The sequence below is a fragment of the Mycolicibacter icosiumassiliensis genome, from assembly GCF_900078685.2.
Lineage (GTDB): Bacteria > Actinomycetota > Actinomycetes > Mycobacteriales > Mycobacteriaceae > Mycobacterium > Mycobacterium icosiumassiliensis.
This window is the reverse complement of sequence record NZ_LT546166.1, coordinates 2,867,159-2,884,427: the sequence shown is the minus strand read 5'-3', so window position 1 is coordinate 2,884,427 and position 17,269 is coordinate 2,867,159. Positions and strand designations below refer to the sequence as shown.

General features: G+C 66.3%; 13 protein-coding genes and 1 pseudogene. 6 read left to right on the top strand and 8 right to left on the bottom strand.

The window, feature by feature from the left end; all coding sequences use genetic code 11:
* Positions 1-161: 161 nt before the first annotated feature.
* The gene (locus BN4346_RS37770) at positions 162-1,544 is read right to left on the bottom strand and encodes an IS110 family RNA-guided transposase (protein WP_235653649.1); all 1,383 of its coding nucleotides are present in this window, start codon (positions 1,542-1,544) and stop codon (positions 162-164) included.
* Positions 1,545-1,613: 69 nt separating this feature from the next.
* Between BN4346_RS37770 and BN4346_RS37765 the strand changes: the two genes are divergently transcribed.
* A complete protein-coding gene (locus BN4346_RS37765; protein ID WP_235653648.1) occupies positions 1,614-2,018 on the top strand; it encodes a type II toxin-antitoxin system VapC family toxin in 405 nt (134 codons plus the stop codon).
* On the opposite strand, the gene uvrA is transcribed toward BN4346_RS37765, so the two are convergent.
* Positions 2,015-4,921: an excinuclease ABC subunit UvrA gene (gene uvrA, locus BN4346_RS37760; protein WP_067973591.1), complete on the bottom strand. Its 2,907-nt coding sequence runs from the start codon at positions 4,919-4,921 to the stop codon at positions 2,015-2,017. The two genes, BN4346_RS37765 and uvrA, sit on opposite strands and share 4 nt — an antisense overlap.
* 57 nt (positions 4,922-4,978) lie before the next feature.
* Between uvrA and BN4346_RS37755 the strand changes: the two genes are divergently transcribed.
* Positions 4,979-5,665, top strand: a complete 687-nt coding sequence (locus BN4346_RS37755) for an MBL fold metallo-hydrolase (RefSeq protein ID WP_067973587.1) — start codon at positions 4,979-4,981, stop codon at positions 5,663-5,665.
* Between the two features lie 22 nt (positions 5,666-5,687).
* On the opposite strand, the gene BN4346_RS37750 is transcribed toward BN4346_RS37755, so the two are convergent.
* Positions 5,688-6,134 (bottom strand): universal stress protein, encoded by a 447-nt coding sequence (locus tag BN4346_RS37750; protein WP_046285560.1) that lies wholly within the window; start codon positions 6,132-6,134, stop codon positions 5,688-5,690.
* Between the two features lie 184 nt (positions 6,135-6,318).
* Here BN4346_RS37750 and BN4346_RS37745 point away from each other — a divergent pair, with 184 nt between their 5' ends.
* Positions 6,319-7,953: a glycosyltransferase family 39 protein gene (locus BN4346_RS37745; RefSeq protein ID WP_235653647.1), complete on the top strand. Its 1,635-nt coding sequence runs from the start codon at positions 6,319-6,321 to the stop codon at positions 7,951-7,953.
* Here BN4346_RS37745 and BN4346_RS37740 read toward each other — a convergent pair.
* Positions 7,950-8,309, bottom strand: coding sequence for an Rv2640c family ArsR-like transcriptional regulator (locus BN4346_RS37740; protein WP_067973658.1), 360 nt, complete (start codon positions 8,307-8,309; stop codon positions 7,950-7,952). The two genes, BN4346_RS37745 and BN4346_RS37740, sit on opposite strands and share 4 nt — an antisense overlap.
* 101 nt (positions 8,310-8,410) lie before the next feature.
* On the opposite strand from BN4346_RS37740, the gene BN4346_RS37735 reads away from it, so the two are divergent.
* Together BN4346_RS37735 and arsB are read left to right on the top strand one after the other, a co-directional pair.
* Entirely contained in the window at positions 8,411-8,806 is a 396-nt protein-coding gene (locus BN4346_RS37735; RefSeq protein WP_067973583.1) for an ArsI/CadI family heavy metal resistance metalloenzyme, read from the top strand.
* Positions 8,806-9,873, top strand: a complete 1,068-nt coding sequence (gene arsB, locus BN4346_RS37730) for an ACR3 family arsenite efflux transporter (protein WP_078058693.1) — start codon at positions 8,806-8,808, stop codon at positions 9,871-9,873. The genes BN4346_RS37735 and arsB overlap by 1 nt, the downstream gene beginning before the upstream one ends.
* Before the next feature lie 198 nt (positions 9,874-10,071).
* Here the strand turns inward: arsB and BN4346_RS37725 are convergent.
* Positions 10,072-11,130, bottom strand: a pseudogene (locus BN4346_RS37725) (MFS transporter); the annotation flags it as partial.
* Between the two features lie 83 nt (positions 11,131-11,213).
* Positions 11,214-13,385 carry an excinuclease ABC subunit UvrB gene (gene uvrB, locus BN4346_RS37720; RefSeq protein ID WP_067973578.1) on the bottom strand — a complete coding sequence of 724 codons (2,172 nt, stop codon included), beginning with the start codon at positions 13,383-13,385 and terminating at the stop codon, positions 11,214-11,216.
* Positions 13,386-13,431: 46 nt separating this feature from the next.
* On the opposite strand from uvrB, the gene BN4346_RS37715 reads away from it, so the two are divergent.
* Positions 13,432-13,971, top strand: a complete 540-nt coding sequence (locus BN4346_RS37715; protein WP_407695087.1) for a DUF402 domain-containing protein — start codon at positions 13,432-13,434, stop codon at positions 13,969-13,971.
* Here BN4346_RS37715 and BN4346_RS37710 read toward each other — a convergent pair.
* Entirely contained in the window at positions 13,943-16,840 is a 2,898-nt protein-coding gene (locus tag BN4346_RS37710; RefSeq protein WP_078058682.1) for an MMPL/RND family transporter, read from the bottom strand. The two genes, BN4346_RS37715 and BN4346_RS37710, sit on opposite strands and share 29 nt — an antisense overlap.
* On the bottom strand, positions 16,837-17,226 hold the full coding sequence (locus BN4346_RS37705) for an MmpS family transport accessory protein (protein WP_067973576.1): 390 nt from the start codon (positions 17,224-17,226) through the stop codon (positions 16,837-16,839). Before BN4346_RS37705 ends, BN4346_RS37710 begins: the two co-directional genes overlap by 4 nt.
* Between the last annotated feature and the right edge of the window lie 43 nt (positions 17,227-17,269).

Here is a 17,269-nt window from a genome sequence, read left to right as displayed (position 1 = left end):
CCTCGTCTCTACGTAGTGCGTCAAACGGGTTTGTTCCCGACGTCGTTCAATCGAGTTCGGTGAGGACGGGCGGGGCCTGCTCAGGGTGTCGCTCGAGGTCTTGTCCCTCTACGCCGAATGGAGCTTGGCCCCAACCTATTTCATGTGGGGTAGAGCGTTGGTTATGCTGCTGCGGGCAAGGTGAGGGCACCGGCTTGCGCGGCGTTCCACGCCACACGTTCGGTGGTGATGACGTGGATCCAGCGCAGGAGGGCGGCGGCCAGCGCTGCCTTGGCCTGGCCATCTGAGAGCGGGTTGGTCTCTCGGGTGGTCAGGTGCCGGTAGCGGCTTGCCATCACCGGATTGTGGCGTTGAGCGCCCCATACTGCACGCCAGGCGGCCAGCCGCAGCAGAGGCCGGCCACGCCCGGAGATCCGTGAGCGGCCCGTGCTGGTGCCACTGTTGTTCTCGCGTGGACAAAGCCCGGCATGCTTGACCAGTGCACGAGGGCTATCGAAACGGGTGGGGTCACCGGTCTCGGCCAAAATCGCCGCCACCCCGATCGTGCTGACCCCGGGGATGCTGTCGGCCAGCTCAGTGAGCTCAAGCTCGTCGAGGATCTCCACCATGCAGGTCTGCACCTGCATGCGACGGACCTTGGCGGCGCGCCAGTCCTCGAGCACCCAACCGGCGCGTTCCAGGGCACCGCGCCGCTGCGTGCTCACACCAGCCGGATCGGTCAGGGCGCCAAAGACTGCGGCGATGATCTGTCGCCGGGGCTGCTTGCCACCCCAGCACGGCAGTTCCCGACGCACTGCGGCCTCGAACCGAGCTGGGCCTAGCTGTTTCAACCGCTCAGGACGGCCGTTGCAGCGCTGCAGCACCACCGCCAGAGCAGCACACCAGGTGACCGAATCAAACTGGCGCACCGCCGTGGCCAGCACCGCCGGCCAGGCGCACTCCAGCAGATCCCGCAGCTGCTGCACGCACGCCGTTGCCTCACTGATCAGACGCTCTCGGCGTGCTCCGAGGTGCCGCAATCGCGCCCAGGTCTCATCGGCACGCTCGGGCGCATAGCACCGCAACTGAGCCACCAGCCGCGCGATCAGCACCGCATCCTTGTCATCGGTCTTGTCCCTCGTATAGTCCTCTGCTTCACGGGCTCGCCCGGTCAACAGTGGCTGCACGCACACCAGTGTCATATCCCGTTGCGCAGCGAGCTGATCTAGCACCCTCCAGCGATGCCCGGTCGGTTCGCAACCCACCGTCACGTCGGCGAAACCGTGCTCGTGGGAAACCTTGCGCGCCCAATCCAACACAGAGCCCAGCCGCCAGGCCTTGGCCTTCACCCGGGTACGCGCCAGCACCTGCGAATCATGATCCGTGAGCACGATCGCCTGCTTCTCGTCGGCTAAATCAATCCCCAAGATCGCGTTCTCAACCGGCACCAACTCCCGCAATCGGGCCAACCGCGCATTACGGCGCCGATCACCACGCGACAAACCACTACCCTGGACCACGACGTCCTCCTGACTGTTTTGGGACACCAAGCCCTTCAACGACATCAGGGGGACGTCTTTTTCATTCTCACCAACACGCGTAGCAGCCATAATCCTCTTACTACGTCGGGGCTGGTGGCAGCCTTCAACGTGGACGACCCGGGGCACGCCGCAGCACGGCGGGTCCTGATCGAGGCACCACTGACCGTCATCTCCCCCCTGGTTCTCCTTGAGATCGAACACATCGCCACCAGGAACGTCAGTAGACAGGCGGCACTCGCGATCAATGATTGGCTCCTGGCCCAGGACCGCACCGGACGCGTCGCCATCGCTGCCGTTACGGCCTCCACACTGCGGACCGCGCGAACAGTCCAAAATCGTTACGCGTCCTTGCGACTCGATCTGACCGACGCGGTCTCCGTCGTGTTGGCCGAACAGTATGAAACCGACGCGGTGCTCACGCTTGACCGTCGCGACTTCCGGGCTGTCGTTCCCCTGAGCGGTGCTCCGGCATTCCGATTGCTGCCCGACGACGGCTAAGCGCTGGCTTTCCGCCGGCGCTTAGCAGCTTTCGCCGGTTTGGCCGGTGCGCCCAGTATTTCGGCGAGGAACTTGCCGGTGTAGCTCTCCGGCACGGCCAGCACGTCCTCCGGTGTGCCGGTGGCCACCACCGTGCCACCCCCGGCGCCGCCCTCGGGTCCCATGTCGATGATCCAGTCCGCAGTCTTGATCACGTCCAGGTTGTGCTCGATGACGATCACCGTGTTGCCCTTGTCAACCAGGCCGTTGATGACACCCAGCAGTTTGGCGATGTCCTCGAAATGCAGGCCGGTGGTGGGCTCGTCGAGGATGTAGACCGTCCGGCCGGTGGAGCGCTTCTGCAGTTCGGAGGCCAGCTTCACCCGCTGCGCCTCTCCCCCGGACAACGTCGGCGCCGGCTGGCCCAGCCGCACATAGCCGAGCCCGACGTCGACCAGGGTGCGCAGGTAGCGGTGTATGCCGGTGATCGGCTCGAAGAACTCCGCTGCCTCCTCGATGGACATGTCCAGCACCTCGGCGATCGTCTTGCCCTTGTAGTGCACCTCCAGGGTCTCCCGGTTGTAGCGGGCACCGTGGCAGACCTCGCAGGGCACATAGACATCCGGCAGGAAGTTCATCTCGATCTTGATGGTGCCGTCGCCGGTGCACGCCTCGCAGCGGCCGCCCTTGACGTTGAACGAGAACCGGCCCGGTTGGTAGCCGCGGACCTTGGCCTCGGTGGTGGCGGCGAACAGGGTGCGGATCTTGTCGAACACCCCGGTGTAGGTGGCGGGGTTGGACCGCGGGGTGCGCCCGATCGGCGACTGGTCGACCCGCACCAGCTTGTCCAAGTGGTCGAGACCGGTGATCCGGGTATGCCGACCGGGCACCAGTCGGGCGCCGTTGAGCTTGTTGGCCAACACCGTTGCCAGGATGTCGTTGACCAGCGTCGACTTGCCTGAGCCGGAAACCCCGGTGACCGCGGTGAGCACGCCGAGCGGAAAAGCCACGTCGACGCCGGCCAGGTTGTGCTCACGCGCGCCGACCACCCCGAGCTGGCGTTTGGGATCGACTGGACGGCGAACATCGGGCACTGCAATGGTTTTCACGCCGGACAGGTAAGCCCCGGTGATCGAATCAGTATTGGCCAGCAGTTCGCTGTAGGGCCCGCTGTGCACGATCTTCCCGCCGTGCTCACCGGCTGCCGGGCCGATGTCGACAATCCAGTCTGCGTGGGCGATGGTGTCCAGGTCGTGCTCGACGACGATCAGGGTGTTGCCCAGGTCGCGCAGCCGGATCAGGGTTTCGATCAACCGCCGGTTATCCCGCTGATGCAGCCCGATCGACGGCTCGTCGAGGACGTAGAGCACCCCCACCAGGCCCGAGCCGATCTGGGTGGCCAGCCGAATGCGTTGTGCCTCACCGCCGGACAGGGTTCCGGCCGCCCGGGACAGCGTCAGGTACTCCAGGCCGACGTCGAGCAGGAAGCTCAGCCGGGACTGGATCTCCTTGAGCACCTGGCCGGCGATGGCCTGCTCGCGCGGGCCCAGGGTCAGCGCGTTGAGGAAGTCCGAGCAGTCCGCGATCGACAGGTCACACACCTGCGCAATGGATTTGCTGCCGTAGTCACCCGCGGCCAGCGTCACCGCCAGGATCTCCGGCTTGAGCCGGGTGCCGGCGCATTCCGGGCACGGCACGTCACGCATGAACCCGGCGTAGCGTTCCTTCATCTGCTCGGACTCGGTCTGCTCCATCTTGCGCTGCAGGAACGCCATCACACCTTCGAAATCGGTGTAGTACGAGCGGGTCCGGCCGTAGCGGTTGCGGTAGCGCACGTGCACCTGCTCGTCGGAACCCTCCAGGATCGCCTTGCGGGCCTTGGCCGGCAGTTTGCGCCACGGGGTGTCGACGTCGAAGCCCATCGCCTCACCGAGGCTGGCCATCATCCGGGTGAAGTACTCGCTGGTCGGACCCATCGACCAGGGCACCACCGCGCCCTCGGCCAGGGTGCGATCCGGATCGGGCACCACCAGCTCGGCGTCCACCTCCTTGCGGATGCCCAGGCCGGCGCACTCCGGGCAGGCCCCGTAGGGCGAGTTGAACGAGAAGGACCGCGGCTCCAGGTCGTCGACGGACAGCGCGTGCCCGTTGGGGCAGGCCAGTTTCTCACTGAACCGCTGCTCACGATGTGGATGGTGTTCTTCGCGGTCGACGAACTCCAACACCACGATGCCGTCGGCCAGGCCCAGCGCGGTCTCCACCGAATCGGTGAGCCGCTGCTTGGCCGACTCCTTGACGGTGAGGCGGTCGACGACCACCTCGATGTCGTGCTTCTCCTGCTTTTTGAGCTTGGGCGGATCGGTCAGCGAATGCACCACGCCGTCCACCCGCACCCGGCTGTAGCCCTGGGTGTTCAGCTTCTCGAAGAGATCGGCGAACTCCCCCTTGCGGGTGCGCACCACCGGCGCCAGCACCTGAAACCGCAGACCCTCGTCCATGGCCAGCACCTGGTCCACGATCTGCTGCGGGGTCTGGCGGGCGATCCGCTCGCCACAGACCGGGCAGTGCGGGGTGCCGGCGCGGGCGTAGAGCAGCCGCAGGTAGTCATAGACCTCGGTGATAGTGCCGACCGTCGAGCGCGGGTTGCGGTTGGTGGATTTCTGATCGATGGACACCGCCGGCGACCGGCCCTCGATGAAGTCGACATCGGGCTTGTCCATCTGGCCGAGGAACTGGCGGGCGTAGGCCGACAGGGATTCGACGTAGCGGCGCTGGCCCTCGGCGAAGATGGTGTCGAAGGCCAGCGAGGATTTGCCCGATCCGGACAGCCCGGTGAAGACGATCAGCGCGTCGCGCGGCAGGTCCAGATCCACACTGCGCAGATTGTGTTCACGCGCACCCTTGACGATCAGCCGGTCAGCCACGGGTCCATGCTAGGTGGCGCTACCGACAACCAGCTCAGGGCCAGTACCGTGGCGGACATGAGCTCCCAGATCGCGGTTGACGACAACTACACCGGACACGTCGAACCCGGAACCGCGGCGCGGCGCACCCTGCCCGGGGCCACCATCATCAAGGCGTCGGTGGGTCCGATGGACAACAACGTCTACCTGGTGACCTGCACCAACACCGGCAAGACGCTGCTGATCGATGCGGCCAACGACGCCGAGAACCTGGTGGCGCTGGTGCGCGAGTACGCCCCCGACGTGGCGTTGATCGTCACCAGCCACCAGCATTTCGACCATTGGCAGGCACTGACCGCGCTGGCCGAGGCCACCGGCGCACCGACCGCCGCGCACGCGCTGGACGCCGAGCCGCTGCCGGTGAAACCGGACCGCATCCTGGCCGACGGCGACACCGTGACCGTCGGCGACCTGAGCTTCGACGTGATCCACCTGCAGGGCCACACCGAGGGATCGGTGGCGCTGGCCCTGGACGGACCGGCCACCGGCGGTGTGACGCAGCTGTTCACCGGCGACTGCCTGTTCCCGTGCGGCGTCGGAAAGACTTGGCAGCCCGGGGATTTCGAGCGTCTGCTGGGCGATGTGAGCCGCAAGGTGTTCGACCGGTTCGGCGACGACACCGTGGTCTACCCCGGACACGGCGATGACACCGTCCTAGGGGTGGAGCGCCCGCACCTGGCGGAGTGGCGCGAACGGGGCTGGTGAACGCCGCCCGGTTTAGCCGGGTTTAGCCGGTGGTGTGAACGATCAGCACGTCGATCTTGGAGCGCCGCGACACGTTGGCCGGCACCGAGCCGAGCAACCGCCCCGCGATGGTGCTCAGGCCGACGTTGCCGACCACCAGCAGGTCGGCCTTGACCGACTCGGCCAGCTCCACCAGCGCGTCGACCGGAGCGCCGACGATGGCCTTCTCCTCGACCTCGTAGGCGCCGGCGGCGATCGCCCGCTCCTTGGCCTCCTTGAGGATGGCGTAGATGGGGGCGTTGCCCGAAGCCTTGTAGCCCTCGTCCTTCAGAGCGTCGGCGGCGCGGGGGTCGTCGGCGTGCGGCAGGTAGGCGGTGGCAATGACGACCTTCGCGCCTTCACCGGACGCCAGATGAGCCGCGCGGTCGACGGCGCGCAGCGACGAGTCCGAGCCGTCCGTACCGACCACCACGGTCTTGTAGCCGCTCATTCGTAACCCTCCCGGTGCATTGGTCGCCTGTTGGCCTTGGCAAATTGAGCCATGGCGACATTAACGCGTCGACGGGCCCGATGGGGGCGATTGACGTCACATGTCGTTTGCGGCGCGGCGCGCACGGCCGTCTGACCGGCCAGAAAGCCCCGTTGGGGAGACCTGGTGACGTAGCTGACATGCCGTGTCGAACGGTAGCGTGGAATGTCATCACCGTCACCGCTACCGACAGCGCACGCCGTTGAGCCAGGTATTGAGCCCGGCCCCGGTGCATATCGATGCGGGCCCGCCGCCGCATCCGCCACGCTCACGGCGCTCACCGGATGTGGCCGTAATCGCCGTCGCGGCAACGTTGATCAGCGTCATCGGTGCGAGCCGGCCGTCGCTGTGGTTCGACGAGGCAGCCACCATCTCGGCGTCGACACACCGCTCACTTCCGGAACTGTGGCGATTGCTGACCCACATCGACGCGGTGCACGGGCTGTACTACCTGGCCATGCACGGCTGGTTCGCGGTCTTTCCCGCGACCGAATTCTGGTCGCGGGTGCCGAGCAGCCTGGCGGTCGGCACGGGGGCAGCCGGTGTGGTGGTGTTGTCACGCGGGTTCACCGGCCGCCAGGTATCGGTGTGCGCCGGTGTGCTTTACGCGATATTGCCGCGGATGACCTGGGCCGGCGTCGAGGCGCGCCCGTACGCGTTCTCGGCGATGGCCGCGGTCTGGCTGACCGTGTTGTGGGTGGCCGCGGCCCGGCGCAACACGGTGCGCCTGTGGGTGGGCTACGGCGTGGCGGTCGTGGCGGCGACGCTGCTGAACACCTTCACCGTGCTGATGGTGGCGGTACACGCGGTGGCGCTGCGCCAGGTGGGCGGTGAGGGTTCGGCGCGGCGGAGATGGGCGACCGCAGCCGGTATCTCGCTGGCCGCGCTGGCCCCGTTTCTGTGGTTCAGCCAGGGCCAGATCCGGCAGGTTGCCTGGATTGAGTCGCTGAGCCCGCACACCGTCGTCGAGATTGTCCAGCAGCAGTACTTCGACAACAGTGTGCCGTTCGCGGTCCTGGCATGGCTGGTGCTCGCCGGTGCCGTCGTCGCCGTCCGGAACGGCACCCGCCGGTCCGCCGACGCCGAGACGCGAGCGCTGGCGGTGCTGTGTGTGAAGTGGATGCTCGTCCCGACAGTGGCCACCCTGGCCTACTCGGTCCTGGTGAAACCTGTTTATTACCCGCGATATTTGATCAGCACGGCGCCGGCGATGGCGATCGCGCTGGCGATCGCGGTCACCACGATCGCCACTTCGCGCCGCACCGTCATCGGCGTCGTCGCCGTGCTGGCGATCGCCGCGGTACCCAATTACGTTGCCAATCAACGTGATCGCTACACCAAGGAGAAGGGCTGGGACTACAGCGCCGTGGCCGACGTGATCGTCGCGCACGCCCAGCCCGGGGACTGCCTGCTGATCGACAACACCACCAGGTGGCTACCCGGCCCGATCCGCGCGCTGACCGCCGCGCGTCCGGAGGCGTTCGCGAAGCTGACCGATCCCGGCCTGGGGCCGCGCCGCCAAAGCCTGGGGCGGCTGTGGGACGGGCACCTGGGGGTGGGGGCACTGACAGACCAGTTCGATCGATGCCCGACGATCTGGGCGATCACCGATCACGACCGCAGCCTGCCGGCCCATCAGAGAGCCGTCGCGCTGCCGGTGGGCACCCGCTTCGCCCGCACACCCGATGGCCGGATGCTGCACGCACTGGGCTTCCACATTGTGGAACGTTGGCAGTTCACCTTCGCCCAGGTCATCGAGGCGACCCGCGGAACGGCCTAGGTACAGCAGTTGGGGTCCAGCGCCGCACACAAAGCCTGCAAGGCATCCGGACTCACCCGGTGGAACATGTTCATCCCCCGCCGGTCCGACACCACAAGACCGGCCTTGCGCAGCTGCGTCAAATGGTGACTGACCGTGGATTCGCTCAAGCCCAAAACCGTGGCCAGGTCGCCGGACTTCTCCTCGCCGGCGGTCGAGCCGAACAGATACGACACGATCTTGACCCGAACCGGATCCGCTAACGCCTTGAGCCGCAACGCGATCTGCAATGCATCAGCGTCGGTCATCGGTCCTGCGGCGACCGGGGCGCAACACACCGGCGCGGTCATGTCGATCACCGGCAATGCTTTCGGCATGCCGCCATTCTGACACATCTCGTTGACATATATCGAAAAGGTCGCCATGCTGACTCCAAATCGATAGTTCGACATATGTCTCACAACTGGAGGTGGTTGCCATGTCTCGCATACAACTCGCACTCAACGTCGACGACCTCGATGCCGCAATCGCGTTCTATTCCACGCTGTTCGCGACCGAGCCGGCCAAGGTCAAGCCCGGCTACGCCAATTTCGCGATCACCGACCCACCGCTAAAGCTGGTATTGCTGGAAAGCCCGGGCCACGGCGGGACGCTAAACCACCTCGGCGTCGAGGTGGCCTCGAGCGAGGTCGTCCATAAAGAGATCGCCCGGCTCAGCGAAGCGGGCCTGTTGACCGAAGAGGAAATCGGCACCACCTGCTGTTACGCCACCCAGGACAAGGTCTGGGTCAGCGGCCCGGACCGCGAACGCTGGGAGGTCTACACCAAAATCGCCGACACCGAGTCCGCCGCAACCCCGGCCCCGTGCTGCTGATGCTCGACGAAGCAACCTCTACAAGACTGTCCGCCCTGGACCGGCTGCTGCCGGTCTGGATCGGCCTGGCCATGGCCGCCGGCCTGACCCTGGGACGGATGATCCCCGGCCTGGGTGACGGGCTCAGTGCGGTGCAGGTCGACGGGATCTCGCTGCCGATCGCCGCCGGGCTGCTGATCATGATGTACCCCGTGCTGGCCAAGGTCCGCTACGACCGGCTCGACACCGTCACCTCCGACCGGCGACTGCTACTCAGCTCGCTGCTGCTCAACTGGGTTGTCGGTCCGGCGATGATGTTCGCCCTGGCATGGCTGCTGCTGGCCGATCTGCCCGAATACCGCACCGGGCTTATCGTGGTCGGCTTGGCCCGCTGCATCGCGATGGTCATCATCTGGAACGACCTGGCCTGCGGCGACCGCGAAGCCGCCGCCGTCCTCGTTGCGCTCAACTCGATCTTCCAAGTCGTCATGTTCGCCGTGCTGGGCTGGTTCTACCTGTCCGTGCTACCCGGCCGGCTGGGACTGCCACAGACGAGCATCGAGGTCTCTCCGTGGCAGATCGCCAAGTCGGTGGCCATCTTCCTGGGCATACCGCTGGCCGCCGGCTACCTGACTCGCCGTGTAGCCGAACGCACCAAGGACCGCGGCTGGTATGAGAGCCGGTTCCTGCCGCGGATCGGGCCCTGGGCGTTGTACGGGCTGCTCTTCACGATCGTCATCCTCTTTGCGCTGCAAGGCGATCAGATCACCCACCAGCCCCTTGACGTGGTCCGTATCGCGATTCCACTGCTGGTCTACTTCGCGATCATGTGGGGCGGCGGCTACGTCGTCGGGGCCGCTCTCGGCCTGGGCTATGCGCGCACCACCACGTTGGCGTTCACTGCTGCCGGCAACAATTTCGAACTCGCGATCGCGGTGGCGATCGCCACGTGGGGCGCCGCCAGCGGGCAAGCCCTGGCCGGGGTGGTCGGGCCGCTGATCGAAGTGCCGGTCCTGGTGGGTCTGGTCTATGCATCGCTGGCCCTGCGGTCCCGCTTCACCCCGGACCGCGGCGATGCCTGCCCCTAATTGCCCGGCGCGCGCTACCGCCTCAGGCGGTGCCGCCGACGAGCTCGCCAGCACCCCGGCTGGCCCGATAGGCGACCCCGAATCCCAGGGCGGCGAGCACGGCGAAGATCGCGAACAGCCAGCGGGCCGCGGGCTGAGCAGGGCCAGCGCCCAGATCGCGCCGACCGCGGTCGGGTTGTAATGGCTCATCCGGGCGAACGCGACCACCGCCAAACCCGCCGACATCACCAGCGGCGCGCTGATCACCAGACCGATGACCACCCGCACCTTGCTCACCGAGGCACTGGCGATCTCGCTGAACGTCCAACCGGTCGACAGCGCGGCACCCAGGAAGCCGGCCATCACCGGCGGCAGGTGGGCCAGCCGCTGCCCGAGCAGCGGGATGTACAGGTTGGCCTTGGTGGTGGCCATCAGCAGACCCAACGTCAGGTAGATCCACTTCTCCCGGCCCGGGTGGAATGCGCTGGAGGGCAGCACCGCCGCCGACGAGCGCCGGTCCACGACCAGAAACACGGCCAGCAGGGTCCCGCCGAACAGCAGTAGCCCGGTCGCACCGATCAGGCTGCGCGGCAACTGCGCGACACTGACCGCCAGCGCGGCGCCGCCCAGCAACAGCAGCGACCGCACCGGGAACTTCACGGGTTCGCCGCGGTGCCCGGTGCTCCCGGCCGGCAGCACGACGCTGACCGCCACGCCCATCGCCACGGTCAGCAGCGCCATCACGCCGAACGCCCACCGCCAGACGCCGAACTGCGCGAACAGGCCACCGGCCGCCGGGCCGACCAGGGTCCCCACCCCCCACATGGCCGACACCAGCCCCGACGCCCGGGTCCACAACCAGCTGGGCAGGACGGCGTTGATCAGCGCCCACCCCAGGCCGGCCAACAGGCCGCCGCCGATGCCCTGCAGGGTGCGACCGATCAACAGGACTTCCATCTGGGGTGCCAGCGCACAGAGCACCGTGCCCAGGCCGAACGACAGCAGACCCATCAGGTAGGCCAAGCGGGAACCCACTCGGACCAGCACCGCGTTGGCCGCAGCCGCGGCGATCACCGACCCGACCAGGTACAGGGTGGTCACCCAGGCGTAAAACCGCTCGCCGCCGATGTCTTTGATGGTGTTGGGCAGCAGGCTGATCGTCAGGAACTCATTGGTGGCGTAGAGCGCCACACCACCGGCCAGCACGGCCGCGGTGCCCAGATAGCGCCTACCGAGCAGCTCACGCCAGCTGCCAGCGTTAACAGCGGAGTCATGCATCACCGCTTCAGTCAGTTCCACCACCGCTTGCAGTCAATCACGGATCACCATCACACGCGAAAATGGACCGGCTGGTCGGCGCGTCACTTGATCCCGGCCGCGTCCATACCGCGCAATTCCTTCTTGAGGTCGGCGATCTCGTCACGGATCCGGGCCGCCAGCTCGAATTGCAGATCACGCGCCGCGTTCATCATCTGCTCGGTGAGGTCCTTGACCAGATCGGCCAGTTCGGCCCGCGGCATGTTGCTGGTGTCGCGGCCTTCAAAGACCCCGGCGCTGACTGCTCGACCGGGCTCGCCCTGGGCTCGCCGCCCGCGTGAGGCGTTGCGCCCCGATCCGGCGACCTCGATGGATTCGGTGTCCTCCACCTCCCGGTACACCTGGTCGAGGATGTCGGCGATCTTCTTGCGCAGCGGCTGGGGGTCGATGCCGTTCGCCTCGTTGTAGGCCACCTGCTTGGCCCGGCGGCGTTCAGTTTCGTCGATGGCCTCCCGCATGGAGTCGGTGATCTTGTCGGCGTACATGTGCACTTCGCCGGAGACGTTGCGGGCGGCGCGGCCGATGGTCTGGATCAGGCTGCGGGTGGAGCGCAGGAAGCCCTCCTTGTCGGCGTCGAGGATCGACACCAGTGACACCTCCGGCAGGTCCAGACCCTCCCGCAGCAGGTTGATGCCGATCAGCACGTCGTAGTCGCCGAGCCGCAGCTGGCGCAGCAGTTCCACCCGGCGCAGCGTGTCGACCTCGGAGTGCAGGTAGCGCACCCGGATTCCCATCTCCAGCAGGTAATCGGTGAGGTCTTCGGCCATCTTCTTGGTCAGCGTGGTCACCAGCACCCGCTCGTCGGCCGCGGTGCGCTGCCGGATCTCGGCGATCAGGTCGTCGATCTGGCCCTTGGTCGGCTTGACCACGACTTTGGGATCGACCAGGCCGGTCGGGCGGATCACCTGCTCGACGAACTCGCCGCCGGCCTGGCTGAGTTCATAGGGTCCCGGGGTGGCCGACATGTAGACCGTCTGGCCGATCCGGTCGGCGAACTCCTCCCAGGTCAGCGGCCGGTTGTCGCAGGCCGACGGGAGCCGGAACCCGAACTCCACCAGGTTGCGTTTGCGCGACATGTCGCCCTCATACATGGCACCGATCTGCGGCACGGTGACGTGCGACTCGTCGATGATGAGCAGGAAGTCCTCCGGGAAGTAGTCGATCAGCGTGGCCGGCGCCGTGCCGGCGCCGCGACCGTCGATGTGGCGCGAATAGTTCTCGATGCCCGAGCAGAAGCCGACCTGACGCATCATCTCGATGTCGTAGTTGGTGCGCATCCGCAGCCGCTGGGCCTCCAGCAGTTTGCCGTGGTTCTCCAGCTCTTCGAGCCGGGCAGCCAGCTCCTCCTCGATGGTGGAGATGGCCTGCGTCATCCGCTCCGGGCCGGCGACGTAGTGGGTGGCCGGGAAGATGCGCAGCGAGTCGACCTTGCGCACCACGTCTCCGGTGAGTGGATGCAGGTAGTACAGCGCCTCGATCTCGTCGCCGAAGTATTCGATGCGGACCGCCAACTCCTCGTAGGACGGGATGATCTCGACGGTGTCGCCGCGCACCCGGAACGAGCCGCGGGTGAACGCCATGTCGTTGCGGGTGTACTGCACGTCGACCAGCAGGCGCAGCAGGGCGTCGCGTGGCACCTCCGCGCCGACCTGCAGCTCGACGGAGCGGTCCAGGTAGGACTGCGGGGTGCCCAAGCCGTAGATGCAGGACACCGAGGCGACCACCACCACGTCGCGCCGGGACAGCAGGCTGGAGGTCGCCGAATGGCGCAGCCGCTCCACGTCGTCGTTGATCGAGCTGTCCTTCTCGATGTAGGTGTCGGTCTGCGCGATATAGGCTTCCGGCTGGTAATAGTCGTAGTACGACACGAAGTACTCGACGGCGTTGTGCGGCAGCATCTCTCGCAGCTCGTTGGCCAGCTGCGCGGCCAGCGTCTTGTTCGGCGCCATCACCAGGGTGGGCCGCTGCAGCCGTTCGATCAGCCAGGCCGCGGTGGCCGATTTGCCGGTGCCGGTGGCGCCCAGCAGCACCACGTCCTTCTCCCCGGAGGTGATGCGGCGTTCTAGGTCGGCAATGGCGGTCGGCTGGTCACCGGCCGGCTGATATTCGCTGACGACGTCGAACCGGCCGCCGGCGCGGACGATGCCCTCGACGGCGTCTCCGGCGGGTCGGTACTCCGAATGCGCGACGATGGGGTGTTCGGTTGCGAAAGCCACGGAAACCAGAGTAGGCCGGGGGGCCGACAGGGAGAGGCGGTCAGCGGTGCATCCACCCAAGGAGGAGACCTTTGACCTGCGCGGCTACACCAACACCGACCCCAAAGGGGTGCTGCGGGCCGTCGACGTCTACACGGTGCACCCGTGGGGTCTCTACCTGGCCCGCCCCACCCCGGGACGGCCCCAATTCCACTACCTGGAGTCCTGGCTGCTGCCGTCGCTGGGTCTGCGCGCGACCGTCTTCCACTTCAGCCCGGGCTACGAACGCGACCAGGACTTTTACCTCGATGTCGGCGAGTACACGGCGGGACCGGAGCGCTGGCACTCCCGCGACCACTATCTGGATCTGGTGGTGCGCACCGCATCCGGCGTCGAGCTCGCCGACGTCGACGAGCTGATGGCCGCCGTCGCCGAGGGCCTGCTGAGTCGCGACGACGCCGAGCGGGCGGTGCTGCACGCGGTGACCGCAGTGGATGGGCTGGCCCGCAACGGCTACGACCTGCACCGGTGGCTGGCCGGCCAGGGCATGCCGGTGTCCTGGCCGGTCAGCGACGGGCTCAGGGGGTCGCCACCGGGATCCCGGTAGTCGCCGGGTCCTCGGCCTCAGGTTCGGCCCGGCCGTCGGTCAGCGTCGCCCGCTTGCGGGTGAGCGGCGAGGTGGGCAGCACCTTGATCGGCCACCAGAACCAGCGGCCCAGCAGCGCCGCGATCGACGGCGTCATGAACGCCCGGATGATGAAGGTGTCGAACAGCAGACCCAGGCAGATTGCGGTCCCGGACTGACCGATCGAGATCAGGTCACTGCTGATCATCGCGCCCATGGTGAACGCGAACACCAGCCCCGCCTGGGTGGCCACGCTGCCCGAACCCCCGACGCCCCGGATGATCGCCGTGTTCATCCCGGCACCGAGTTCTTCCTTGAAGCGGGAGACCAGTAGCAGGTTGTAGTCCGACCCCACCGCCAACAGGATGATCACGGTGAACGGCAGCACGAACCAGTGCAGCTGCAGGCCGAGGATGTGCTGCCAGATCAGCACCGACAACCCGAACGAGGATCCCAGCGAGACCGCGATCGTTCCGACGATCACCGCAGCCGCCACCAGGCTGCGGGTCAGCACCAGCATGATGATCAGGATCAGGCACAGCGAGGCCAGCACGGCCAGCATCATGTCGTATCTCAAGAATTCGCCGATGTCGTGATAGGTCGGCGCGGTTCCCCCGATGTAGACCCGGGCCCCTTGCAGCGGGCTGCCCTTGATCGCCGCCTTGGCCGCGGTCAGCTCCTGCTCCGTCTTGGCGAGCGCCTCGTTGCCCGCCGGGTCGCCCTCGTGGGTGACGATGATCTGCGCGGACTTACCGTCCGGGGAGACCATCAGCTTGAGACCCTTCTGGAAGTCGGCGTTGTCGAAGGCCTCCGGCGGCAGATAGAAGAAGTCGTCGTTCTTCGCCGCGTCGAACGCCTGGCCCATGACGGTCGCGGTGTCGGTCATCCGCGCCATCTGGTTGATCATCCCGTTGAACGTGCTGTACATCGTCAGCATCGTTTCGCGGATGTCCTTGGAAATGGCGATCATCGGCGGCAGCTGCGCCACCATCTGCGGCATCAGGGTGTCCATGTGCTCCAGGTCGCCCAGCATCGCGGTCATCTTGTCGCTGAGGTTGTCGATCCCGTCGAGTCCGTCGAAGATTGATCGCAGTGACCAGCACATCGGGACGCCCGAGCAGTGCGGCTCCCAGTAGAAGTAGTTGCGCATCGGACGCCAGAAGTCGTCGAAATCCGCCATGTGGTCCCGCATTTCATCGGTGACCTGCTTCATCTCGGTGGTGTCGGTCACCATGTCGTGCGTGACGCCGGCCTGCTCCGACATCAGGGCGTGCATGCGCTCCATGATCTCGATCATCGAACCGAGCTGGTCGGTCATGTGCAGCATGTCGGCCATCCGGCCCTTGAGGTAGTCCAGATTCTCGGTGATCGGCACCGACTGCATGCTCAGCTGAAACGGAACCGAGCTGTGGTCGATCGGTGCCCCCAACGGCCGAGTGATGCTCTGTACCTTGTCGATTCCGTCCAGCCGGAAGATGTTCTTCGCGATCCGGTCGAGCACCAGCATGTTGCCCGGCGTCCGCAGATCCTGATCGGTCTCGACGAGCACGATGTCGGGGTTCATCCGGGCCTTGGAGAAATGTCGATACGACGCCTCATAGCCCTGAATCGACGGCAGGCTGTCGGGGATGTAGTACTGGTCGTTGTAGTTCACGGTGTACGACGGCAGCACGCCGATCCCGATCAGGGCGACGATCATGGTCACCACGAAGATCGGCCCGGGCCACCGCACGATCGCGGTCCCGATCCGGCGCCAACGCCTGGCCGAGAGTTTCCGCTTGGACTCCAGCAGGCCGAATCGAGTGCCCAGCAGCAGAACCGCGGGGGTGATCGTCATCGCCGCGGCGACCACCACCAGCATCCCGACCGCACACGGCACACCCATGGATGCGAAGTACGGCAGCCGGGTGAACTTCAGGCAGAACGTGGCGCCGGCAATCGTCAGCCCCGAACCCAGCACCACGTGCGAAACACTGTGATAGGTGGTGAAGTACGCCGTGACGCGGTCTTGGCCCGCGGCCCTGGCCTCCTGGTAGCGGCCGATGAAGAAGATCGCGTAGTCGGTACCGGCCGCGATCGCCAGCGAGGTCAACAGGCTCACCGCGAACGTGGACAGCCCCATGATCTCGAAGTGGCCCAGCACGGCCACGATCCCGCGCGCCGCACCCAGTTCGACGAAGACGGTGAACAAGATCAGCAGCACCGTCGTTATCGACCGGTAGATCAGCAGCAGCATGACCGTGATCACCACGAAGGTGATCGCCGTCATCTTGAGCATGCTCTCGTCGCCGGCGTCGTTCATGTCCATCGTCAGCGCGGCCTGACCGGTCACATAGACATGCAGCCCGGGCGGCGGCGCACTGCCGTCGACGATGTCGCGCACCGACTGCACCGATTCCTTGCCGGTGGTGGTGCCCTGGTCGCCGACCAGATTGAGCTGCACATAGGCGGCTTTGTCGTCCATGCTCTGGGCGCCACCGGCGGTGATCCGGTCGCCCCAGAAGTCCTGCACGTACTCGACGTGCTCGGTATCGGCCCGCAGCTTGTCCACCAAGCCGTGGTAGTAGGTGCGGGCCTGGTCGCCGAGTGGTTCATCGCCTTCCAGCAGGACCATCACCATGCTGTCGGAGTCGAACTGCTCGAAGTTGGCGCCCTGCTTCTTGATCGCCCGGTAGGACTGGGCGTCCTTGGCGGCCAGTGACACCGAGTGCGCTTTGCCGACTTCTTCGAGCTGCGGCACCACGACGTTGACGACGACGGTGAGCGCCAGCCACGCCACTACGACGAGGAGCGGCACGCGGTGAATGAACCGGGCAACACGGGAATGCGTGACGGTGTCGGTGTCGCTCATGCCGACTTCACCAGACAGAAGACCTGAGCGTTATGGGTGTCGACGGTCTGCTCGTCGCGCACCTCGCCGTTGACGATGATGCGGCAGCCGATCGAGCTGCTGTCGCCCTGGGCGACCACGTTGGCGAAGATCGAGGTCAGCTTGGTGGAGATGGTGAACGACCACGGCAAGTTCGTGAAATCGGCACGCTGCGGCTGCGAGTTCTCGTCGAGGTAGTTCACCTGTCCGGCCGTGTCCTCGGGCCCGAACACCTCGTAGATGACGTCTTTGGGGATGACCGGTCTGGACTCGTCGATGAAGGCGGTCGACGCGGCTTTGGGCGCCATCACCGCGTGGATGCGAAAACCCGCAAATCCTGCCAGCGTCGCCACCAGAACTACGACCATGGGAATCCAGGCGCGCTTCACGAAGTCAAAAATGTTCTTTCCC

Bases quoted from the DNA above. Each gene is read 5' to 3' on its own strand.
- BN4346_RS37770 (WP_235653649.1), bottom strand. From the start codon at position 1,544: ATGTCGTTGAAGGGCTTGGTGTCCCAAAACAGTCAGGAGGACGTCGTG.
- BN4346_RS37755 (WP_067973587.1), top strand. From the start codon at position 4,979: ATGAGCTCCCAGATCGCGGTTGACGACAACTACACCGGACACGTCGAA.
- BN4346_RS37750 (WP_046285560.1), bottom strand. From the start codon at position 6,134: ATGAGCGGCTACAAGACCGTGGTGGTCGGTACGGACGGCTCGGACTCG.
- BN4346_RS37740 (WP_067973658.1), bottom strand. From the start codon at position 8,309: ATGCCGAAAGCATTGCCGGTGATCGACATGACCGCGCCGGTGTGTTGC.
- BN4346_RS37735 (WP_067973583.1), top strand. From the start codon at position 8,411: ATGTCTCGCATACAACTCGCACTCAACGTCGACGACCTCGATGCCGCA.
- arsB (WP_078058693.1), top strand. From the start codon at position 8,806: ATGCTCGACGAAGCAACCTCTACAAGACTGTCCGCCCTGGACCGGCTG.
- BN4346_RS37710 (WP_078058682.1), bottom strand. From the start codon at position 16,840: ATGAGCGACACCGACACCGTCACGCATTCCCGTGTTGCCCGGTTCATT.
- BN4346_RS37705 (WP_067973576.1), bottom strand. From the start codon at position 17,226: ATGGTCGTAGTTCTGGTGGCGACGCTGGCAGGATTTGCGGGTTTTCGC.